Source organism: Paenibacillus marinisediminis (genome assembly GCF_054343325.1).
Genome location: NZ_JBTGUH010000017.1, coordinates 35,948 through 56,863, shown reverse-complemented (window position 1 = coordinate 56,863; position 20,916 = coordinate 35,948). Strand labels below are relative to the sequence as shown.

The 20,916-nt window shown below is 49.8% G+C and carries 22 protein-coding genes and 1 pseudogene; 17 read left to right on the top strand and 6 right to left on the bottom strand.

The window, feature by feature from the left end; translation table 11 throughout:
- Positions 1–11: 11 nt before the first annotated feature.
- Positions 12–410 (bottom strand): hypothetical protein, encoded by a 399-nt coding sequence (locus ACXX53_RS21890; protein WP_458570819.1) that lies wholly within the window; start codon positions 408–410, stop codon positions 12–14.
- 186 nt (positions 411–596) lie between these two features.
- Here ACXX53_RS21890 and ACXX53_RS21885 point away from each other — a divergent pair, with 186 nt between their 5' ends.
- The 4 genes and pseudogenes from ACXX53_RS21885 to ACXX53_RS21870 all read left to right on the top strand — a co-directional run bounded on the left by ACXX53_RS21885 (position 597) and on the right by ACXX53_RS21870 (position 5,027).
- A complete protein-coding gene (locus ACXX53_RS21885; protein ID WP_458570818.1) occupies positions 597–1,484 on the top strand; it encodes a helix-turn-helix domain-containing protein in 888 nt (295 codons plus the stop codon).
- Between the two features lie 102 nt (positions 1,485–1,586).
- Complete coding sequence (locus tag ACXX53_RS21880) at positions 1,587–2,972, top strand: ADP-ribosylglycohydrolase family protein (protein WP_458570817.1); 1,386 nt, start codon at positions 1,587–1,589, stop codon at positions 2,970–2,972.
- Positions 2,973–3,333: 361 nt separating this feature from the next.
- A pseudogene (locus ACXX53_RS21875) lies at positions 3,334–4,230 on the top strand (ABC transporter ATP-binding protein); the annotation flags it as partial.
- Entirely contained in the window at positions 4,227–5,027 is an 801-nt protein-coding gene (locus ACXX53_RS21870; protein WP_458570816.1) for an ABC transporter permease, read from the top strand. The pseudogene ACXX53_RS21875 and the gene ACXX53_RS21870, both read left to right, overlap by 4 nt.
- Positions 5,028–5,076: 49 nt before the next feature.
- Here ACXX53_RS21870 and ACXX53_RS21865 read toward each other — a convergent pair whose 3' ends face one another.
- Positions 5,077–5,310, bottom strand: a complete 234-nt coding sequence (locus ACXX53_RS21865) for a hypothetical protein (protein WP_458570815.1) — start codon at positions 5,308–5,310, stop codon at positions 5,077–5,079.
- A 211-nt stretch (positions 5,311–5,521) separates the two neighbouring features.
- Between ACXX53_RS21865 and acpS the strand changes: the two genes are divergently transcribed.
- Positions 5,522–5,911 (top strand): holo-ACP synthase, encoded by a 390-nt coding sequence (gene acpS / locus ACXX53_RS21860; RefSeq protein WP_458570814.1) that lies wholly within the window; start codon positions 5,522–5,524, stop codon positions 5,909–5,911.
- A 141-nt stretch (positions 5,912–6,052) separates the two neighbouring features.
- Here acpS and ACXX53_RS21855 read toward each other — a convergent pair whose 3' ends face one another.
- On the bottom strand, positions 6,053–6,415 hold the full coding sequence (locus ACXX53_RS21855) for a c-type cytochrome (RefSeq protein WP_458570813.1): 363 nt from the start codon (positions 6,413–6,415) through the stop codon (positions 6,053–6,055).
- 177 nt (positions 6,416–6,592) lie between these two features.
- Here ACXX53_RS21855 and mutY point away from each other — a divergent pair, with 177 nt between their 5' ends.
- The 3 genes from mutY to ACXX53_RS21840 are packed head-to-tail and all read left to right on the top strand — an operon-like array spanning position 6,593 to position 9,060.
- A complete protein-coding gene (mutY, locus tag ACXX53_RS21850) occupies positions 6,593–7,714 on the top strand; it encodes an A/G-specific adenine glycosylase (RefSeq protein WP_458570812.1) in 1,122 nt (373 codons plus the stop codon).
- On the top strand, positions 7,711–8,259 hold the full coding sequence (def, locus tag ACXX53_RS21845) for a peptide deformylase (protein ID WP_458570811.1): 549 nt from the start codon (positions 7,711–7,713) through the stop codon (positions 8,257–8,259). Before mutY ends, def begins: the two co-directional genes overlap by 4 nt.
- A gap of 12 nt (positions 8,260–8,271) precedes the next feature.
- Entirely contained in the window at positions 8,272–9,060 is a 789-nt protein-coding gene (locus ACXX53_RS21840; RefSeq protein WP_458570810.1) for a DUF4184 family protein, read from the top strand.
- Positions 9,061–9,123: 63 nt separating this feature from the next.
- On the opposite strand, the gene ACXX53_RS21835 is transcribed toward ACXX53_RS21840, so the two are convergent.
- A complete protein-coding gene (locus ACXX53_RS21835) occupies positions 9,124–10,161 on the bottom strand; it encodes a formylglycine-generating enzyme family protein (protein WP_458570809.1) in 1,038 nt (345 codons plus the stop codon).
- A gap of 247 nt (positions 10,162–10,408) precedes the next feature.
- On the opposite strand from ACXX53_RS21835, the gene ACXX53_RS21830 reads away from it, so the two are divergent.
- Both ACXX53_RS21830 and ACXX53_RS21825 read left to right on the top strand, forming a co-directional pair.
- Positions 10,409–10,963 (top strand): TetR/AcrR family transcriptional regulator, encoded by a 555-nt coding sequence (locus tag ACXX53_RS21830; RefSeq protein WP_458570808.1) that lies wholly within the window; start codon positions 10,409–10,411, stop codon positions 10,961–10,963.
- Between the two features lie 86 nt (positions 10,964–11,049).
- Complete coding sequence (locus ACXX53_RS21825; protein ID WP_458570807.1) at positions 11,050–12,291, top strand: MFS transporter; 1,242 nt, start codon at positions 11,050–11,052, stop codon at positions 12,289–12,291.
- A gap of 73 nt (positions 12,292–12,364) precedes the next feature.
- Here the strand turns inward: ACXX53_RS21825 and ACXX53_RS21820 are convergent, their stop codons facing one another.
- Positions 12,365–12,982, bottom strand: coding sequence for a superoxide dismutase (locus tag ACXX53_RS21820; protein WP_458570806.1), 618 nt, complete (start codon positions 12,980–12,982; stop codon positions 12,365–12,367).
- Between the two features lie 468 nt (positions 12,983–13,450).
- Here ACXX53_RS21820 and ACXX53_RS21815 point away from each other — a divergent pair, with 468 nt between their 5' ends.
- The 7 genes from ACXX53_RS21815 (at position 13,451) to ACXX53_RS21785 (ending at position 19,576) form a co-directional block, all read left to right on the top strand.
- Complete coding sequence (locus tag ACXX53_RS21815; RefSeq protein WP_458570805.1) at positions 13,451–13,885, top strand: GNAT family N-acetyltransferase; 435 nt, start codon at positions 13,451–13,453, stop codon at positions 13,883–13,885.
- A gap of 140 nt (positions 13,886–14,025) precedes the next feature.
- Positions 14,026–14,613: a DUF402 domain-containing protein gene (locus tag ACXX53_RS21810; RefSeq protein WP_458570804.1), complete on the top strand. Its 588-nt coding sequence runs from the start codon at positions 14,026–14,028 to the stop codon at positions 14,611–14,613.
- A 49-nt stretch (positions 14,614–14,662) separates the two neighbouring features.
- A complete protein-coding gene (rnhA, locus tag ACXX53_RS21805; protein WP_458570803.1) occupies positions 14,663–15,100 on the top strand; it encodes a ribonuclease HI in 438 nt (145 codons plus the stop codon).
- Positions 15,101–15,139: 39 nt separating this feature from the next.
- The gene (gene queG / locus ACXX53_RS21800; RefSeq protein ID WP_458570802.1) at positions 15,140–16,945 is read left to right on the top strand and encodes a tRNA epoxyqueuosine(34) reductase QueG; all 1,806 of its coding nucleotides are present in this window, start codon (positions 15,140–15,142) and stop codon (positions 16,943–16,945) included.
- 126 nt (positions 16,946–17,071) lie between these two features.
- Complete coding sequence (locus tag ACXX53_RS21795) at positions 17,072–17,317, top strand: YneF family protein (protein WP_458570801.1); 246 nt, start codon at positions 17,072–17,074, stop codon at positions 17,315–17,317.
- A 56-nt stretch (positions 17,318–17,373) separates the two neighbouring features.
- A complete protein-coding gene (gene folE, locus ACXX53_RS21790; RefSeq protein ID WP_458570800.1) occupies positions 17,374–17,967 on the top strand; it encodes a GTP cyclohydrolase I FolE in 594 nt (197 codons plus the stop codon).
- A 547-nt stretch (positions 17,968–18,514) separates the two neighbouring features.
- Positions 18,515–19,576: a DUF7309 domain-containing protein gene (locus ACXX53_RS21785; RefSeq protein WP_458570799.1), complete on the top strand. Its 1,062-nt coding sequence runs from the start codon at positions 18,515–18,517 to the stop codon at positions 19,574–19,576.
- A 151-nt stretch (positions 19,577–19,727) separates the two neighbouring features.
- On the opposite strand, the gene ACXX53_RS21780 is transcribed toward ACXX53_RS21785, so the two are convergent.
- A complete protein-coding gene (locus ACXX53_RS21780) occupies positions 19,728–20,597 on the bottom strand; it encodes a creatininase family protein (protein ID WP_458570798.1) in 870 nt (289 codons plus the stop codon).
- Between the last annotated feature and the right edge of the window lie 319 nt (positions 20,598–20,916).

Here is a 20,916-nt window from a genome sequence, read left to right as displayed (position 1 = left end):
AATTAAACGTTCTATACCGTACCGTTCCAGAACAGTTCTTCTATCCGCGGCATACGATCGGAAATTACAGCGCACTGCTCACGTATTAGCATCATTAGCTTCGTGCAGGCGTTCTCGATGACAGCATCGGTACCCGCAATAACAAGCAAGCCCTTCTCCGCAGTGTATGCAATGAGAACTTCATCGTCTAACAGCTCGCGCTTGAGCTTGAACGGGGAGTCAGGATGCTCTAATTGAGCTGCCGTGGTGATTTGTACTGTGCCTCTAGGCGATAGTGCCGTATCGATGAACGTAGAATATGCTAAACGCGCAGGTTGATGAGTAAGCGTCGATAACACATGTTGAAGTTCAGCAATTGTTTGTTGTATGCGAGCGACCAGTGGTTTTGAGATCATAATTGTCATGCCCATGATCATTCTCCTCTCTCAAACCGAAAGATATGTATGAAATTAACCATATTATACTGAAATGAAACAAGTTCACAAGTGAACGATATGTGACTGTTTAATTAACCTGCTGTAGACAAGCCCATAGGTCGATTATCATCTCAATAAATTCGCTGCATTCACCAACCATTGACGGTATACTGGATATACATGGAAATGAAAATAAATAACCATCAAGGGCGGTTTGGACGCATGGCAAAAGAACCATTGATTCACCTATTTGAGTGGTCGCCGCGTGTGCACGCGGATCCTTTCCATACACATGACCATTTGGAAATTGGTTATTGTTTGTCGGGGAGCGGGGCATTTTATTTCGGCGACAAAACGTATCCCGTTCAGCCAGGTGACGTATTTGTTGTCAATCATTTGGAACGGCATGCCGCCGCCTCGAATGCGGACAACCCTAGCCGCTATTTGTTTTTATATTTTGATCCGATCCTCATCGAACAGGCGGATCAGGAGCTGCTGCTTCCGTTTGTCTATCTGCCGACGAAATTCCAGAACCGAATCCCCGGCGGATTAGCGACAGCCCGGTACATCGGGGAAATGTTCCTTGAGCTTGCAGATGAGCATGAGCGCAAGCAGCGTGGCTATCAAGGGATGATGCGAGGCAAGATCCTGCAAATATGCGCCCAACTGCTTCGCTATTACGTTGAACAAGCACCGTCTGCCGACTGGAACCGCACATTGACGTCGTATTATCGGATCAAGCCGGTGCTTGACTATATGAACGAGCATTTTCGAGAACCGTTATCTCTGGAAGATGTCGCCGATAGGCTGGCATTGAGCCCATCCCGGGCACGGCATCTGCTGCAGGAGAAGCTCGGTATCGGGTTCAAGCAATATGTGCTTCAACTGCGAGTTAACGAAGCCAAAAAGCTGTTAGCAAGCTCCGACCTGTCAATTGTGGACGTGATGTACGCGGCGGGCTTTCAAAGCCACGGGCCGTTTTACCGCGCGTTCAAGCAGATCGTTGGTGCTTCACCGCTCGAATACCGCGAGCAGGCTGTGAAGTTAGCCCTTTTTGAGAATATATGAAGTGAAAACAAGACGACGTGAGAAGCTCTCCCCGCTAGAATGAAGATGTAAACAATTCAATCAGTTCTGATGCTAGGATGATGAAGATCGGGGGATAGTCTCATGTCAAGCTGGGGATGGAAAGCGCTGCACAACTTGGTGCAAGCGGAGATCAAGCAACGCTCGGAAGAGGGCTGCGAGGTTGATGGATTTCAACAGAAGCTGGAGGACGCGGGGCAGGATGCTGGCAAGCTGATGGCGGTTTACGACCAGTTGGCAGCGCTTCCGATTGCGGCTAACTTCCCGTATGATGAACCGAATGGGCTGGAAGAGATTCGTGCGGTGAGACCGGAAGGTCCTCGCCAGATGGAAACAAGCTGGTCAGAGGAGCAGTGGCGGGACAAGTTCCATGGCGCATGGCTCGGTAGAAGCGTCGGCTGCGCGCTCGGCAAGCCGCTGGAGAGCTGGTCGTTCATGAACGGTACGGACGGACATCCAGGCTGGAAAAACGTCCAACTCTGGTTCGAGGGAGCGGATGCTTGGCCGATCAAGGACTATACGCCAGGACAGTCGCGAGCACAGGAACAGCATGGAATTGCATTGGCCGATTATGCTCGACAAAGTGAGCTGGAGCGCATTCAGTATATGGAGACCGACGACGATATTCGGTATACCGTTCTAGGGCTTCTGATGCTGGAGGAGAAAGGGCTGGCTTGGGACTCGTGGGACACCGGATTCATGTGGCTCAAGCACTTGCCTTACGGCAAAGTGTTCACCGCGGAGGCGCAATCGTATGCGAATTATACAGTGCTCCTCAATCAGCGCGGCTGGAACCGCGGCGAAGATTCCGAAGCGCAAAAGGATTGGGTACGGGCTCACTTGAATCCGTACCGCGAATGGATTGGAGCACAGATTCGCGTTGACGGATTGGCCTACGGGGCGGCAGGCAAGCCTGAGCTCGCGGCAGAGCTGGCTTGGCGCGACGCTTCGTTCTCTCATGTGAAGAACGGCATCTATGGTGCTATGTTCGTATCAGCTATGATCGCTGCGGCGTTTGTAGAAGACGATCCAGAGCGTATTATCGAGATCGGCCTAAGCGAAATTCCGCGTCAATGCCGATTAGCCAGGGATATCCGATTGGCGGTCAGCATCGCGCAGGAAGCGACTAGTCAGTTGGAGTTAGTAGACCGGATATGGGAATCCTTTAAGCACTACCATCCGGTTCACACGAACAACAACGCCGCATTGTGCGCTGCTGCGCTCGTATTCGCTCGCGGAGATTTCGAGACAGCGATCACAACAGCTGTACTTGGCGGCTGGGATACGGATTGCAACGGCGCAACCGTCGGTTCGATCATGGGCGCCATTCATGGAGCGAAGCAGTTGCCAGAGAGCTGGACCTCCAAACTAAATGACACGATGTATTCAGAAATTAACGGCTTTCATCCGATCGCGATATCGGAGTGCGCGCGGCGCAGCTACGAGGTGTACCGTAAACTGCACGGATAATCCTATATAACATAGATTACACATAGACCTTACAGACTCATGCGCCTGCGATGGAGCATATGACTGTAAGGTTTTGTTATGTCCCCCTATCAGTCTGCAGACCGAGTAATAAATTCAACTGTGGGACGATTAGAGTTTCGGTCGGCGGACGCTTCATGGCTTAGAGGCACCGAGCTAAGATTAAAGTATCCAATATCGGTCGTAAAGCTTCATTAAGGCTTCCGGCTTCAATGAAGATAACCGCGTGTAACCAATACTCACCGTCATAAGGAGGACCATTTTCATGAATAGGATCATTTATGAAGTTGACCACATCAGTCAGGTGTATAAGAAGGGCAAGATCAAAGCGAACGAGGATATCTCCTTAACCATTCGAGAAGGCGAAATTCTCGGCGTCCTCGGTCCGAACGGAGCGGGCAAATCAACGTTAATCAAGCAGCTGATCGGCCACTTGAAGCCGACAAAAGGCAGCATCCGCTTCAATGGTCAGGACGTATTCAAGCAGACCCGCAATATCGCGGAACAAGTAGCGTATTACTCGCAAGAACCGCATGTGCTCGACTCGCTGACTGCCTATGAGGCGCTGACTTTCACAGGCAGATTGCGGGGGATGGCGAAGACGGATGCTGCTCATCAGGCGAATGAGCTGTTGGATATGATAGGCCTGCAGGAGTTCAAGAAGAAGCAGATGAAGCACCTATCGGGCGGACAACGCCGCATGATCGGTCTTGGAACGGTGCTGATCGGCAATCTGCCGGTGCTCATATTAGATGAGCCGACGAATGAACTTGATCCTAAGAACCGCCGCATGGTATGGAACCTCATTAAAGAGCGCAATAAACAAGGAGCCACGGTCATACTCGTTACGCATAATGTGCTGGAAGCAGAGCAGGTTGTAGATCGGATCGCCGTCGTTAATCACGGCAAGCTGCTCGCGATCGATTCGGTCGCAAAGCTGAAGCAGAAGGTAGACCAACGGCTAAAGTTTGAGGTGACCACAGAGTTCGGGCGCAAGGAGGAGACAGTGGCTCTGTTACAGCGTTGGGGATACGTGCAGGACAATGGTGAACACCGCATCACTCTATTCGTAGATAAACAATCCGCTAGCCAAGTGTTGGATTATATCGTGAACGATCAAGATCTGCCGATTGAGGAATATGCGGTAAAGCCGCCAAGCTTGGAGGATGTGTATTTCCATATCGATGAGCAGGTGAAACAAACGGATAACCAAGAAGAAAAAGAGGTGATCGGAGCATGAAGCTAGTGACGACTTCGCCACAGCCAGCATCATTTGTACCTATACATGGATCTAAGCGTCTCTGGACAGAGCTGTCCATTCTATTCCGAATTCAATTCGCTATTGTCCGCGATAGTTGGGCCTGGGTACTGCTTATGGCTACGATGTTCCCGTTGACGACGACTTTATTTATGTACTTTTTCATGGAGAATCCAAGCGACGATATGATCATTCGGGTTATTGCAGGCAACATGATCTTCGGTGTAATCGTGATGGGGATGAATGCCATGGGCCAGGAAATATCGTGGCAGAAGCATCAAGGACACTTTACGTATTATGCTTCACTTCCAATCTCCAAGTTTAACTTTGTCATTGCTAACCTGCTGCGCGGACTCATGAGCACATTTCCTTCGCTTGTTATTCTCGGAATTATTGGACAGTTCGGATATGGAATCTCGTTTCACTATTCATGGGGATTGCTGCTAGTTGTGATATTAACTTTAACGAGCTGCGTGGGAATCGGTGTCTGTATCGGTTTCTGGTCGCCCAGCCATCAGCTAACCAACATGCTGACTCAGGTCTTAATGATGTTTGTAACCTTCTTATCACCGGTAATGGTAGATATGAATCAACTTCCTCTACCACTGCAGTGGGTGTCCTATATATTCCCTACTACTTATGCTGCTGATGCGCTGCGCACGTCGCTGATAGAGGGATGGACGTCGAATGTTATGATCGATTGTATCGTGATGTTCGTCTACAGCGTGATTACTGTTGTTGTTATTAACAAGCTCGTAAATTGGAGAATAAGTAAATAGAGAAACAAATAAAGGGGCTGCCGAGGCAGCCCCTTTCATGCTCGCATGCTCATTCTGGTGGTAAGTCGATAGCAAGAATTTTTCTGATAGGGATGAAAAATGGAACGTTTTTTGAAGTGATGAGGACAGAACCGTCATGTATGCCAAGGAATTTACCAGTGCGATGTGTGCAGTCAAAGTGTACACTGATGCGAGTTCCGATACCGATACGAAACAGAAGTCTTCGTATTCCCTCTTCCTGTCCAAAACCAAAATCAAAGTTGCCGTTGCAATTGTTAAACATGCCTTCATTCCTCCATCTCTTTTAAAGATAATATACTGTATTCGTATAATCTGCTGTTCGATTAGATGGATGATAGAGTTAATTCGTATATTTTCACGAGAGTCATAAGATTCATAGATTAGTGTACAGACTGTTGCACTTGATAATGAACACCTAGAAGCGTTATGCTCGATATATGAAGATTCATTCCACCCGCGAAGGAGGAAGTGCAATGATATATGGCATCGGGCATGACATCCTGGAGCTGGAGCGTGTATCGCGTATATTGGATGGCAAGAGCAGGGGACGGTTTCTGCAGCGGGTATTGACCCCGGCAGAGCTTAAAGTTGCGGATCTGAAAGAGCCGCGGTTGTCGGAATGGGTAGCGGGGCGATTCGCGGTGAAAGAAGCGCTGGCGAAAGCAATTGGCTGCGGGATCGGTCAACAGGTGGGCTTTCAAGATATTGAAGTACTGCCGGATACGAGCGGCAAGCCGCTTGCGAAGCTGAGTGCGGAGGCTTGGACACGCATTCGTCTGAACCCCGATCGTGCGCGGATTCATGTGACGATCTCGCATCAGCCGGGTATGGCGTCAGCATTCTGCGTCATTGAACAACTATAAGTCAGGATCTAAGGAAGATCTCTGGTCTCGGTGCTGTTTCCGTCGGGATTGGAGTTCTTTTTGTGTAAATGAAATACTTATAGGGGTTGTCCCAAGAGTAGATTATTCTACTTGAAGGAGAACCCCTATGTAGCGTGCGCTTTACTTCAATGTAGCGAGCCAAGCGGCGACCTTCTCGGCGTCGGCATCATCGATCGTTTTGATAGCTGGCATTCTGCTAGGCCCGCCATTCTTGATGGTGTCCACGATATCTTCCTTCGTCAGTCTCTCGCCTATCTTCTGAAGATTGGTTTCGGGACCCATTCGTCCTTTAAGCTCAGCGCCATGGCATTGCATACAGGTCTGCTTATATACAGCTACCGCATCTTCTGGCCCCTTAAGTGCTTCAGATTTCTCCTTGCTGCCAGCCATTGAATTACCGCCGCATGCCGTGGCAATGAGCGTGAGAAAGAACAATGCCGCTGCAATAGAAAAGAGACGCGCTGTGCGCTTTCGCAATAACATAGAGTGGACACTCCTTTTATGCATGATTAGATTAGCGTATTTAATGTGTGATTTTGATTACAGTATGCTTGTGTTGGATAGTTATGGCAATACGTTCGGCAACATGTTGGCAAAACGTTCACAACTGTGTCCCTTCGTGTATAATGGGCAGAGAACGAGAAAGGGGCCGTCTAAGAAATGGAAGAACAGAAACGGTATTTTAGCCGAGAACTGCTGCAGTGGTACTTAGATAATCGGCGAGATCTGCCTTGGCGGCGTCAATCCAATCCTTACTATACATGGGTGTCTGAGATCATGCTTCAGCAAACGCGCGTCGATACGGTCATCCCTTACTTTGAGCGGTTCACCGCACAATTTCCGACGGCAACCGCGCTTGCTGACGCGCCTGAGGAAGAAGTGCTGAAAGCTTGGGAGGGCTTAGGCTACTACTCCCGTGCCCGCAATCTGCAGGCCGCCGCGCGCGAGATTAAGGAGCAGTACGATGGCATGGTGCCGAATGATAAGGCGGCGGTATCGGGCCTGAAGGGGATAGGCCCATATACGACGGGTGCCATTATGAGCATCGCGTTCAATCAGCCGGAACCGGCGGTTGACGGCAATGTGATGCGTGTCTTATCGCGATATTTTAGATTGCACGATGATATAGCGAAGCCGAGCACACGGCCTCGCATTGAGCATATTGCCCGCGAGCTCATTCCTGATGGGCACGCGTCTGATTTCAACCAAGCGCTGATGGAGCTTGGTGCGCTTGTGTGCACGCCGAAGTCGCCTGCATGCCTGCTGTGTCCAGTGATGGAGCACTGCGCAGGCAGAATTGCGGGAGAAGAACAGCTTCTCCCGATTAAGACGAAGGCGAAGCCGCCTAAGCCGGAGCTGCGCTATGCCGCGCTGGTGGAAGGCACTGGCCGCCACGCAGGCAAGCTGCTGATCAGGCAGCGTCCTGCAACTGGCTTGCTGGCGCGCATGTGGGAGCTGCCGCATGTGCAGGCGCCGAAGCAGGCGTCGCTCTCCGGGCTGCCGGATGCTGAGGCGATGGATATGCTGCGTGGCACGCTTCATATAGAAGGGATCGAAATGAATCCCGTCGAGCGGTATGTCGATGCGGAGCATACGTTCAGCCATATTCACTGGCAGATGCGTGTATTTCGAGCGGAGGCGCGCACCGATGCTTCGCTTCCGGAAGGTTATGTGTATATCGGTTTAGAGGACATGGAGTCGTACGCGTTTCCGAACTTATTTTTACGCTTAATTAATGAGTATTTTCAAGATAGAAGATCAGATATAGGGGGACAACTATGACGATTCGTGCAATACTGCCATTCGGCGAACCTGTGCTGCGGAAGGTGTGCAAGCCAGTGACGGAGATGACGCCGCGCATATTGACTTTGTTGGATGACTTGAAGGATACACTGTATGGGGAGCCGGGGCGAGCTGGTTTAGCTTCTCCGCAGATCGGTCTGCTGCGCCGTGTAGTTGTGATGGATATAGGAGAAGGCCTGCGTGAGTTCATCAATCCCGAGATTGTGGAAGCGGATGGTGAGCAGGAAGGAATGGAAGGCTGCTTGTCTCTGCCAGGCTATTACGGTGTAGTCAAGCGTTACAATAGAGTGAAGGTGCGCAGCATGGCCCGTGACGGTGCAGAAGTATGGACCGAGGCGGAAGGATTGTATGCGGTATGCATTCAGCATGAGCTTGATCATCTGGACGGGATTCTATTTATTGACCGGATGACGGAACAGTCGTTGATGCATGAGAAGACGAAGCAATATATGCAGCGCGCTGAAGCGATACGTATCGCCAATCAAGCGGTATGTGACTGGAAACCTCCATATCCGCTGACATAGGGAGGCTGTGAGATGCCCTTTACATTTGCCCATCCGATCTATATTGCTCCACTTAAGGCACTTAAGCCTGCCTATGTGAGCATGACGGGGCTTGTGCTCGGCGCTATGGCGCCGGATTTAGAATATTTTATCGCGCTAGAGCCCCATCAATGGATCGGACATTCAGCAGCAGGGCTATTCTTCGAAGCGATACCGTTAAGTATTCTGCTGGCCTATTGGTTTCATCATGTAGTAAAGCTTGCGTTATCGCGGCACCTTCCCTCATGGTGGGACCTGGATCAACGAGCATATATGCTTGCTAGCGGTCCAAGATGGGGCTTGCGGTCGTTTAAGGACTGGGCTGTCTTTATTGGCTCAGTCATCGTTGGTTTCTACTCGCATATAGGGTTAGACGCCTTTACGCATGTTTCAGGCGCTATGGTTACCCAACTGCCGTGGTTAAAGGCAACTGTCGCTGGTGGAGTACCTGTCTACAAGCTGCTGCAGCACGGGTTGTCCCTGCTGGGAATGCTGCTGGAGCTGTTAGTGCTGCTATACTTCCTGCGCCGAAGTGGTCGAGTCGCGGCGCCTGATCAGGGGAATGGCGCAACTCAAGGCGCATACATTCGTCCGTCAGTTCGCGGCAAGCTGTTATACTGGGGGATCGCGTGCGCGATCATGTGTGTGACGCTGGCGTTGAAGCTGCTGCTGTCAACCAGCGGCAATTGGATCGGCGCAGTTGTTGTGGCGCCGATATCTGGATTAGCATTGGGCATAACCGCTGCATCGCTCTTGAGTCGCAGCGGGCCATTCGAGCGTTGAGCGAGTGGTGTGGAGTGCGTGAGATATTCTACACTTCACACTCCACATCAACACAGTACGTAGTCAGACATCCGCCGCCACGCGGAAGCCGATATTGCCAGTAGAGCTGTCAGGCGTATTGCTGCTGCGAGCCGCTACCCGATAGCGGTTGCAATACGATTGATGGCACAAGTAGGAGCCGCCTTTCATCACGCGCGCATTGCCGATTGTTGGCCCCTGTGGTCGCGAAGTCGAACCTCGCTCGTCTGGATTCGAGGTAAACCAGTCAGCGCACCATTCCCAGACATTGCCGGATACGTTATACAATCCGTATCCGTTAGGGAGATACGCATCGACTGGCGCAGTCCCGAGATAACCGTCGCTGGCATGATTTTTGGAAGGGAATAAGCCCTGCCATATGTTGCAGCGATGCTGACCATCTGGTCGAAGCACATCACCCCAAGGATATCTTCTTCGCTCCAATCCACCGCGCGCAGCCGCTTCCCATTCAACTTCCGTAGGCAACCGAACGCCAGCCCACAGGCAATAGGCCATCGCATCGTTCCATGATACATGAACAACGGGATGATTCATTCGATTCTCGATGGAACTGAAAGGTCCGCCAGGATGACGCCAATCAGCGCCTTCAACGCCATACCACCATGGTGTTTGCGCAGGAGAGCCAACGATGCCCACTTGCTGAGGCTGTTCGATCAGCAGATGGAATACGAATGACCAGCCGAATCGCTCCGCCTCGGTAACATAACCGGTGTCGGCGATAAATGCGGCATAATCTGCATTCGTCACAGCATAAGGCGATATACGAAAAGGCTTGATCGTGACGATACGAGCCGGTCCTTCAGCATCAGCCGCGAAGCCCTCTCCATCATCTGTACCCAGTAAATAATCACCGCCTTGAATGATAGGCCAAGAATCGATCTGCAATGGCAATTGTTCTGAACGCAACAAATGAATATCCGATCCTATTAACTCCTCAGCAGCTGCTGATGCGGAAGCCTTGCTCTCAACTATGGCCGCACGTTTTGCCGCACAGCATGCAGGTGCCGTCTTATCAGCGTTTGCGGGTAAGCACGAGTCTCCTGATATAAGATCTTTAGGCATGACAGCCTCCTCCTAGTGCTACATTAACCTCTAAAATGAATGAAGTGGTTCACTCGGATGAAGAATAATATCAACAGTATATCGTACATAAAGGTATTATTTCGTACAAATTTTAGGGGATGGCTTGCTATTAAGGGGGAGCATAAATTATAATACTAATATAAAACCGAGAAAACTATATTTGATTATACAGTTTTATCATCGTCATAAAGCGGAGGTGAGACATTAACATATGCGTGAACGAATCATGAAAGCTTTTACGGAAGAAATAGTAGAAAAGGGTATGAAGTTCACAATGGATGATCTTGCTCGGCGTTTGGGGATTAGCAAACGGACTCTATATGAGCATTTTTCATCAAAGGCCGAGGTATTGGATACGATCATCGATCATGCGCTGCAGGAATCGAATCTGCGCTCGAAGCAGATCATAGAAGATAATTCTCTATCTATACTGGATAAGATCAAAGCGATCATTACGGTGATGCCGGATTACGTTGAACTGGTAGACCATCGCATATTGGAGCAAATGAAACGAGTGTTTCCAGATCAGTGGTCGAGGCTTGATGGATTATTGAAGGATGATTGGGATGTGCTTCGAGAACTGCTCGAGCAAGGGATGGAGCAGGGATTGATTCAGAAGCGGAATAGTGCCTTCCTCGTTAAACTCATTACGGATGCCTTGAACTCAACATTGGATCAGCGGTTCTTTGCCAAGCAAAACATCTCTCTACAGGATGCGGTAAATTCCATTGCGGATGTGATTCTGTTCGGTTTAGTGCCGCGTACGGATCATGAATCCTGAGTCAGCGCCTAATTACTGCTAAGAAGTCTTAGGGCTTCTTGTGTGAAAACTAAAAAAAACAATTTGGTTTTAAAGGTGGAATCATCATGTCTATCATGCGTCAATTGACACGAACTCAGATAACTGGGTTAGTGCTTGTTATTAGTATTTTATTCGTTGATATGCTCTTGTACAGTTTGTTTATCCCGGTTGTACCGTATTTTACCGAAACGTATCAGATGTCTTCTACTATGGTTGGCATCTTATTTGGCAGCTATGCGGCAGGTCTGTTTCTGACGACGCCATTATTCGGACGCGTTACAGATAAGATTGGACGACGTAAGACGATCGTGCTCGGACTCTTATTCATGGTGGGTGCGACGCTGTTCTTTGTATTCTCTACGAATACAATAACACTCGTAATCGCGCGACTGCTGCAGGGGGTTGCTGCTGCTGCATCCTGGACTGCCGCTCTCGCATTGCTGGCGGACCTATTTCCAGGACCGCTTCGGGGAACTGTGATGGGGATCGCGATGACGGGGATCTCATCGGGCTCTTTGCTTGGTGCGCCCATAGGAGGATGGTTGTTTGAGATCGGCAACCATCATACGCCGTTCTGGTTCGCCGCCGCTATAACAGCGGTGATCTTAATTCTCACGTTGCTGTTCCTGCGTGAGCCCGCTCGCGCCGCAGCAGAGGACAACGAAGGCGGAAGCACGCTATCACTGCTGCGTTATCGCCCGATTCTGTATACCGCATTGGTCATCTTGCTCGCGGAGACGTCATTAGCGATGATGGAGCCGCTGCTGCCGAACTATATGACGGAAAAATTCCAGATGTCGCCGATAACGCTCGGTCTGCTGTTTGGGGCTGTAACGCTTGCGTATGGCTTAATAGCTCCGGTAGCAGGTACGCTGGCATCACGCTTTAATCCATATTACATCATGCTGTTCGGCTTGGGGGGAATCGCCATTATGCTGCCGATGCTTACCTTGGTTGGGAGCATACCGATGGCATTTGTTGCTGCCTGCTTAGTAGGAGCGAGCATTGGCTTCACCCTGTCGCCGACGCTGCCTACACTGGGAGCAATCGTCGATAAAGAAGCAGGCGGAGGCTATGGAGTAGCCTATGCGCTCTTCAATATGACTCACGCCATAGGGATGATGATGGGGCCGCTGCTGGGCGGGATTCTCACCGATACGCTATCTGTTTCAGGAGCTCTCACAGGAACGAGCATTGTGTTGCTTTCCTGCACGCTGAGCGGATTGATCGTATTGAAGCGAATGCCGACCGTATTCACAAGCATTGCCGCGCCAGATACGGCCGAAAATGGTCAGAGTAGAGCTTAATAAGACACAAAGAAGAGGCTGCCTCTTAAGCTACATGCTTAAGGGACAGCCTCTTTCGTCAGCCGTTAGGCAATTATTTGTTTGCTGCTGCTGCGTAGCGCTTCTCAACTTCAGCCCAGTTCACAACATTCCAGAATGCTGCGATGTAGTCAGGGCGTTTGTTTTGATATTTCAAGTAGTAAGCATGCTCCCATACGTCAAGACCCAGAATAGGTGTCTTGCCTTCCATGATCGGGGAGTCTTGGTTAGGCAGGCTGTATACGGACAGTTTGCCTTCGGAATCTACAGCCAAGAATGCCCAGCCGCTGCCGAAACGAGTTGTTGCTGCTTTAGCGAAAGCTTCCTTGAAGCTGTCAAAGCCGCCAAGCTCGCTGTCGATAGCTGCTGCCAATGCACCGGATGGTGCGCCGCCGCCGTTAGGTCCGATAACTTCCCAGAACAGAGAGTGGTTAGCATGGCCGCCGCCATTGTTGCGAACTGCTGTGCGGATGCTCTCAGGCACGCTGTCCAGATTAGCGATCAGATCTTCCAAAGACTTGGATTGCAGTTCAGGAGCGGACTCCAATGCTGCGTTCAAGTTTGTTACATACGTGTTATGGTGACGATCGTGGTGGATCATCATAGTCGTTTCGTCAATGTGTGGCTCCAATGCATTATTAGCATATGGAAGTGCTGGTAGTTGATGTGCCAAGGTTCATACCTCCTAAAAATATGTATCTTCTTATCTTCATTAAACCGCAATCCAACGAATAAATCAACAAAAATGTTTAAAAAGTCTGAGCACTCAGTAATCAAGTGTCACTTCTATTGTATTACCCGAAATATGACGAAGATAAACTTGAATATTTGGATATGTGAGCTCAGCTTCTAGTGGCGCAATGATAGTTGTATTCCAAAATGATAATGATTAGTCTCATTTACATAATATTGTTAATCATCCATTAGTGGTAATTGTAAACGCTTACTATAAAGCGCTTGCAAGAGGATTTGGACGTTTATTAGCGATTTCTTTAGAATTTTAAGCAAGAAAGAAGGATTTTCGTGATATTTGTCGTATTTGTAAAGGATAAAAATAGAGAGAATATGATGAAGCATGCATGAAACGTAGAAAGAGATAAGTTTCGAACCAATTATAGCTTAGGGTGAGGGAGAATCAGCTATGAATTTACGTTCCTTTAGATTGTCGGATTATATGCCGGCCACTGAGTTGTTAGAGGCTTCGCTATCTGAAGAATGCTGTGGAAAGACGCTTGAAGCGTTGGCGCGGCAGTTGTCGTTAGACGGTGAATTAGTCGTTGTAGCTGAGGCGGAAGAAGGCTTCAATACGACAATCGTTGGTATTGTAATCGGAACTGTAGACCGGAACAATGGTTATTATTACCGCTTGGCGGTTCATCCGGATTATCGCAGTCAAGGTGTAGGTCGCGCATTGGTTGCCAAGCTGGAACAGAAGTTCCAGCAGCGTAATGTGAAGAACATTATGATTGCCGCGGATGAGCATGCGGAAGTTATATTGCCGTGGTTCGAACAATTAGGATACGGGGCGCAGCACGTATTGCGTTCACTGCAGAAGCTTCGCATCGTTACAGGATAAAGTGAATTTGATATGAAGTATAAAGCTTCATATTCTTACTAAGGAAGGCATATCTTTGAAACCGTTGCATTCGGTGAGAAGATATGCTTTTCTATTACTATAAACTTCACCACCATGTCATTTATAAATGAGGAAATCGGATGGAACGTTATGATCAAGTACTCGTAAAAAGCTTTAAGCATGACGGTCATCTTCACCGTATGTGGATGGAGAACTGGTTAGTGCCGGAATCTGAGCATCATCCGCTGCATCGCATTGAGGAGATGCATGTGCTGATTAATAGTCGAACCCCGATACTGGAATCCGACGGCAAGCGCTGGATGAGCAAGGTGCCTGCGGTAACGTTCTTTATTCCGCATCAATGGTTCAATGTAGTCGCGTTGATTGAAGAAGGCGGTATTCGGTATTATTGCAATATCGCATCACCTCCTCATGAGAGCGAGGGAGTGTTTACTTACATTGATTATGACCTTGATGTTATCCGCCATGCGAACGGACAAGTAGCCGTAGTGGATCGGGAGGAATACGATCATAATCGGCTGGTATATCACTATCCAGATATCGTTGAACGAAAGGTAGCAGCCGGCTTGGAATCCGTGTTATCCCGTATCAGGCATGGGCATACACCTTTTCATGATGAAGCGGTGTCTTGGTATTACGAGAATTGGAAACAATGGATGACGACAGCTGAGCAGGATGAATTGTGCTCAAGAATGCATAAGGATTGAGCGGAAATGTGGTTCATGCGGTCCTCAATTGAGCAGTGGAGGTAGTCTTGTGAAGCAAGTGATGATTTACACGGATGGCGCCTGCTCCGGGAACCCAGGTCCCGGTGGTTGGGGCGCTGTTCTGTTGTATGGGCAATATCGCAAGGAAATGTCTGGCGGGGAACGCCATACCACGAATAATCGCATGGAGATCCAAGCGGTTATCGAAGCCTTAAAGGCACTGAATGAACCATGCGGGGTCAAAGTATACAGCGACTCGGCGTATGTGGTGAATTGTTTTCAGCAAGGCTGGATCTACGGCTGGCTGAAGAAGGGCTGGATCAACAGCAAGGGACAGCCTGTTGAGAATAAGGAGCTGTGGCAGGAGCTATGGCGGCTGATGCAGAAGCACAAGGTTGAATACGTTAAGGTCAAAGGCCATAGTGATAATGAGCTGAACAATCATTGCGATTACTTAGCTCGGATGGCGATTAAGCAGCTGTCATGACCGCTATAAGTTGATTGCGCAGAGAGGAGGTGAACGGGAATGACGAGTGACAATGAAAAGGCTTGGGTGCCGCAAGCGGCGGTGGATGCGTTGAAGGAAACCAAGGAGTTGAGTGAGTCAAGTGATTCTAGTGGACTGGAAGATTCGGGTGAGTTAAATGAAGTGGATGTGACTCAGGGAGTTCAGAGCGCTGCGCGCTGGGCGGAGCTGAAGGCGCGGATACAAGCGGCACTGCCGGAGCTGGGTATCGACCAGATCGGCTTCACGACGGCAGAACCGTTCACCTTGCTGAAGGAGCGCCTTCAGCAGTCTGTCGATAAGGGGTATGCATCGGGCTTCGAGGAGCCTGATCTGGACAAGCGGACGGATCCGCGCCGGCTCATGCCGGAAGCGCAGTCGATCATTTCGATTGCGGTAGCTTATCCATCGAAGCTGCCGGATGCACCGAAGTCCGAGCTTGGCTCGTATCGGGGCATGTTTGCGCGCACCGCGTGGGGGATGGATTACCACCACGTGCTGCGCGATCGCTTGCAGCGGCTCGCGACGTTCCTGCGTGAGCAGGTTCCGTCCGAGTCGCTGAAGACGCTCGCCATGGTGGATACCGGCGAGCTGAGCGACCGCGCTGTAGCCGAGCGGGCTGGCATCGGCTTCAGCGCGAAGAACTGCGCGATCATCTCGCCTCAGTTCGGATCCTGGATCTACTTAGGCGAGATGATCACGAACATCCCGTTTCCTCCGGATCATCCGTTGACGGAGGATTGCGGGGAATGCACGCGCTGCATCGACGCGTGCCCGACCGGCGCGATTGTTGGGCCGGGGCAGCTGAACGCTCAGCGGTGCGTGTCATTTCAGACTCAGCTTAAGGATATGCTGACTGATGAGATGATGCGCAAGATGGGCAATCGGTTGTACGGGTGCGACACATGCCAGGTGGTATGCCCGAAGAATAAAGGCTACAACTGGACGCACCAGCAGGAATTGCAGCCGGAACCCGAGACGGCGAAGCCGCTGCTCGTTCCGATGCTGTCGCTGTCGAACCGCGAGTTCAAGGAGCGGTTCGGGATGAGCGCCGCCGCGTGGCGCGGCAAGAAGCCGATCCAGCGCAACGCGGTCGTGGCGCTCGGCAACTTCCGCGACCGCAGCGCGGTGCAGCAGCTCAGCGAGCTGCTGCGGAGCGACCCGCGCGCGGAGCTGCGCGCGACGGCGGCGTGGGCGCTGGGCCGCACGGGCGGCGCTGGGGCGCGTGAGGCGCTCAGCGCTGCGCTAGAGCGCGAGCAGGATGAAGCGGTGCTGCGCGCTGCGCGGCAGGCGCTTGCGGAGGCGGAGGCGCTGCCGGAGCCGCTCTACGTCCAAGAGGTGGATTCACCTCTTGGACCGCTGACCTTGTGCGCGACGCCCGACGGGCTGTGCGCACTCGAGTTTGGCCCGCTCGAGGAGCGCGTCCAGGCCATTGGGGCCTGGGCTGCCAAGCGAATCGGGCCTGTCACGCTGCAGCGGCATCCGGAGCGGCTGCGCTACGCGAAGGAGCAGCTCGCCGCCTACTTTGCAGGCGAGCTGCGGGAGTTCGACTTGCCGCTCGATCTGCGCGGCACGGACTTCCAGCGTAAGGTATGGCAGGCGCTCTGCGCCATACCTTACGGCGCGACTTGCTCGTACAAAGCGGTGGCCGAAGCGATCGGCCAACCTTCGGCAGTCCGAGCGGTCGGGGGCGCGAACAATCGCAACCCGCTGCCGATCATTGTTCCTTGTCACCGCGTGATCGGTGCCTCCGGGGCACTTGTTGGATACGGCGGTGGATTAAGCATTAAGGAGCAGTTATTGCGTTTGGAAGGTGTTATAGAGTAGCTGCAGTATAGATGGTTTGCCAAGATCAGGATAGACCTGTAATTGTCAAGCATCAACGGACATGCTATCATAAATGACGGTAGATTGTAGACTATAATTGATAATAGTTGGGGTGACCTTGAGACGATGTGGATGTGGATCACGGGAATCGTATGTCTTATTTTGGGAGCGATCGGCGGATTTGCCGGCGGTGTCTTCTACTTGAAGAAGCAGATGGAGAAGATGCAAACTGATCCTCAGATGCTGCAGAAGATGGCGAAGCAGATGGGCTATAATCTGAACGGCAAGCAGATGCAGCAGGCGCAGCAGATGATGAAGAAGAACAGCGGCGCGATGAATAACGCGACGAACAGCGGCAAGAAACGCAAGTAGCGCTTAGCAGCAAGCGCTGCGTCACGAAGCGAGAGGTGGCGAAAGGGGGAGCAATCATGGCTGGCGTGAAGGATTACGTCAATATGCACGTAGGAGAGAACCGGGAGCAGATTGAGTTCCATGTAAAGGAACTTTTGAAGCTGATCGGGGAAGATGTCGGGCGAGAAGGATTGCTCGAGACACCTGCGCGAGTAACGCGGATGTATGAAGAGATATTTGGAGGATACTCAGTAGATCCTCGTGATGTGTTGGGTGTTGCGTTTGACGAGCAGCATGAGGAGCTTGTCATCGTTAAGGATATCACGTATTATAGCCAGTGCGAGCACCATATGGCGCCGTTCTTCGGCAAGGTGCACATTGGCTACATTCCAAGCGGTAAGATTGCGGGTCTTAGCAAGTTTGCCCGCTTGGTAGAAGCGGTAACGCGTCGTCTGCAGGTGCAGGAGCGTATTACCTCCCAAATTGCAGATATTATGGAAGAAGTGCTCAAGCCGCATGGCGTGTTCGTCGTGGTGGAGGGAGAGCATTTGTGCATGTGCGCACGCGGTGTGAAGAAGCCAGGCAGTAAGACGGTTACGACCGCAGCCCGAGGCGTTTTCAAGGCGGACCCGGCACAACGAGCGGAATTCATGGCGCTGTTGAAGCAGTAGACATAGGGTTTACGATGTTCATGAAATGGAAACCCGTTCCGGGGATAGGAACGGGTTTTTATGTCTTATGCCACTAGTGCGGCAGGGTCTTGACCGTGCTGTGGTCGTGCCACCGCTTCTGCCCTGTCTCCGCCTTCGCTGTTGCCTAACTGTATAAAGTACAGTTAATTATCCAAACATCGGCGCTATGTGCTTATTTAACTGTAAAAGGTACATTTATATGGCCGGAAATGGCTTGGGATGCGCAGGTTGCAGTAATTTAACTGTAGGAAATGCAGTTAGTTTGGCTATAGGACGGAGTGGGCGGCAGCTAGCTGTATGATATGCAGTTAGTTAGAGCAGCTAGATTACAGCAATTAATATACTAACAAGCACTCAAGCAATAAGGCCGATTTGCAATCTTAATGATGCAGCATTTGGCGCGATTGCGCATATTTGAGCTTGAAAATCAGCCTTAATGGTGATGACACTAAACTATTCGGGACGTACTGCAGGTACAGCATATGCTGTATGTACTGCATGTACTCAAGGAGGAAATAAAACTCTCATGACGACGACGAAGGAGCGGTCGGAAACGACCGCGGAGCAAGAAGTTGTATTGACGGCAGAGCAGCAAGAACTGCTCAAATTGTATGAAGCGGCTAGCGCATATAAGAAACTGGCTTGTTGGACTTGGTTGTCCGACGGCCAAATCTTCGGTGTACGCAATCCGGAAACTGGCGAAGTCGGCTACTGCAGCATTATGGGCTCGAACGAGGAATTGTTCGGCTTGGCTGTATTCCGCGGCGGCGAGGGCTTGGAAAGCTTGCACGACATGCTGCTGGAACGCGACGAGCGCTACGCATGGCTGCATCGTCAAAGCTGCGTTATGGTAACCTATGAAGATCGTACAGACTTGGAGAAGCACGATTATGCGGAGATCAAAGAGCTCGGCTGCCGCTTCCGCGGACGCAAGGCGTGGCCGATGTTCCGTGTATTTGATCCAGGCCTTGTTCCATGGACACTTGACGCGGAGATGGTTCGTTTCATGACAACAGTACTGGAACAGACGATGGATATGGCGAAGCGCGCTAAGAAAGACGAAACGCTGCTTACAGCGCCTAAGTCAGGTCAAGTGTTGGTGCGTACGGAAGTGAACGGAGAATGGGAAGATCGCTGGATGGATCCGGACTTTGTACTTAAGCGCCCGAATAAGGTGATGTTGGAAGATCAAGCTCGCTTGAACGATGTCATGAACCGCTTCACGACGAAGAAGGGAATCTGGGAAACGGAGTTCTTCTTCGCACCTGTCGCGATCAAAGGAGAACAAGAGCGTCCATATTACCCTCGCATTTGCATCTGGGTTGATCGATTGACTCGTTCGGCAGTAGGTTTCCATTTGGCATACGACGAGAATTATGAGCAGGAGTTCCTGAATCACTTCCTGCAGCTAATCGAAGAGAAGGGCGTTCGCCCGCAGAAGCTGATCATTCGGACTAATGATACGCTTGACTTGTTTGAGAAAACAGCTCAACGCATGAAGATTCGGATTGAACGTGAGCCTAAGCTAGTGTACCTGGAGGAAGCGCGCGACGATCTATTCGAATATTTTACGAAGCAGCAAAAATAATAACAGGAGGAGCTGTCACATAAGTAGTTTTTCTACTTACGGGACAAGCTCCTCTTTTATTTAGAGATGGTTTGGAATAAAGTTTGATTAAAACAGAAATACAAACGCTAGGTTTTTCTTGTTGAACTTATATCTTAATGACAAGTACAATTCACCCTCTGTTTTTTGATTGTATTCTTAAATAATGAAGTAACTCCCTTGATGCAAACTCAATAAACCCACTGATAAAATCTAACTTATCTTCTGACAAAAAAGGGGTATATCCTTGAGGATTCCCCACATATCCTTTTGGAACAATTACCTTTGTTCTATCTCCTCCTTCTTGCCATTGCTCTATCTCCTCCTTTTTCAATAGCTTAGGGGATAGTTCTTTGATTTTTTCTCTCCTCACCAAGTCAGGAAAATATTTCAAGAAACGTGCTGTCCCCTGCGCTCCGGCATGAAAATCAGGATAATTCGGAGTAGGTTCAAACGAACCAAAGGAGAAATCAATATCAAAAATCAAAAATTCTTCTTGATCTTTTGTAATCCCTAACTGATTTGCTAACAAATTAGCAATAACTGAACGAACATCAATATTTAGTGTTTGCCTTGTCTTTCTAATAGCTCCTATCAGCGCATCACCATGCTGTTGATCTCCGTGTACATCAATGACAAAAATATGTTTCGCTCCCCATCTGAAAAGGGATTCCCACATATCAAATAAGACTGCCTGTACCGTCTCCTTTCTTGACGTAAAAGAACCGGGAAATGCACCAGTAATATGATTTACACCAAAGTAGTAAGGAGGTGCTATTATAGATGAAATGTTCTCTTTTTCTAACCTTTTTTTTAAATAACGACAAATATAATGACTCTCGTAAATGTCAACCCCCGTAGGCAAGTGGGGCCCCTGTTGTTCAATCACACCAGTCGGTGACAGTACCACTGCACCCTTTTGTAATGCCTCTTCAATTTCTAGCCAGGTCATATCAGCAACAGTATCTTTAAAAATAGAATACATGGATTCTCCCCATTTCATATATTTGAAATATGTTATTCACTGCATAACTTAAGCTAAGCAAATGGAATATACAGGTAGAAATTTGCCTTCTATAATCATTATTCCTGTTTCATAACCTGTTCCGTATTTTTCACTACAGGATTTTGATCAAATTTAATTACAAATTATCAATCTTTTTTATAAACAATCAAACTTTATTTTAAATCAACATTTAGAGTCAGTTGCGGGAGCATCCGAAGCGGACACAGGAGCCCTTATTTGCACGTGAAAACGTATATTCACCGTATCCGCGGACCGTATGGCTCTTATTTGCCGAAAAAGAGTGGATTATATCTAG

Coding starts and splice junctions, on each gene's coding strand:
- ACXX53_RS21890 (WP_458570819.1), bottom strand. CDS start 410: ATGGGCATGACAATTATGATCTCAAAACCACTGGTCGCTCGCATACAA.
- ACXX53_RS21885 (WP_458570818.1), top strand. CDS start 597: ATGGAAATGAAAATAAATAACCATCAAGGGCGGTTTGGACGCATGGCA.
- ACXX53_RS21880 (WP_458570817.1), top strand. CDS start 1,587: ATGTCAAGCTGGGGATGGAAAGCGCTGCACAACTTGGTGCAAGCGGAG.
- ACXX53_RS21870 (WP_458570816.1), top strand. CDS start 4,227: ATGAAGCTAGTGACGACTTCGCCACAGCCAGCATCATTTGTACCTATA.
- ACXX53_RS21865 (WP_458570815.1), bottom strand. CDS start 5,310: ATGTTTAACAATTGCAACGGCAACTTTGATTTTGGTTTTGGACAGGAA.
- acpS (WP_458570814.1), top strand. CDS start 5,522: ATGATATATGGCATCGGGCATGACATCCTGGAGCTGGAGCGTGTATCG.
- ACXX53_RS21855 (WP_458570813.1), bottom strand. CDS start 6,415: ATGTTATTGCGAAAGCGCACAGCGCGTCTCTTTTCTATTGCAGCGGCA.
- mutY (WP_458570812.1), top strand. CDS start 6,593: ATGGAAGAACAGAAACGGTATTTTAGCCGAGAACTGCTGCAGTGGTAC.
- def (WP_458570811.1), top strand. CDS start 7,711: ATGACGATTCGTGCAATACTGCCATTCGGCGAACCTGTGCTGCGGAAG.
- ACXX53_RS21840 (WP_458570810.1), top strand. CDS start 8,272: ATGCCCTTTACATTTGCCCATCCGATCTATATTGCTCCACTTAAGGCA.
- ACXX53_RS21835 (WP_458570809.1), bottom strand. CDS start 10,161: ATGCCTAAAGATCTTATATCAGGAGACTCGTGCTTACCCGCAAACGCT.
- ACXX53_RS21830 (WP_458570808.1), top strand. CDS start 10,409: ATGAAAGCTTTTACGGAAGAAATAGTAGAAAAGGGTATGAAGTTCACA.
- ACXX53_RS21825 (WP_458570807.1), top strand. CDS start 11,050: ATGTCTATCATGCGTCAATTGACACGAACTCAGATAACTGGGTTAGTG.
- ACXX53_RS21815 (WP_458570805.1), top strand. CDS start 13,451: ATGAATTTACGTTCCTTTAGATTGTCGGATTATATGCCGGCCACTGAG.
- ACXX53_RS21810 (WP_458570804.1), top strand. CDS start 14,026: ATGGAACGTTATGATCAAGTACTCGTAAAAAGCTTTAAGCATGACGGT.
- queG (WP_458570802.1), top strand. CDS start 15,140: ATGACGAGTGACAATGAAAAGGCTTGGGTGCCGCAAGCGGCGGTGGAT.
- ACXX53_RS21795 (WP_458570801.1), top strand. CDS start 17,072: ATGTGGATGTGGATCACGGGAATCGTATGTCTTATTTTGGGAGCGATC.
- folE (WP_458570800.1), top strand. CDS start 17,374: ATGGCTGGCGTGAAGGATTACGTCAATATGCACGTAGGAGAGAACCGG.
- ACXX53_RS21785 (WP_458570799.1), top strand. CDS start 18,515: ATGACGACGACGAAGGAGCGGTCGGAAACGACCGCGGAGCAAGAAGTT.
- ACXX53_RS21780 (WP_458570798.1), bottom strand. CDS start 20,597: ATGAAATGGGGAGAATCCATGTATTCTATTTTTAAAGATACTGTTGCT.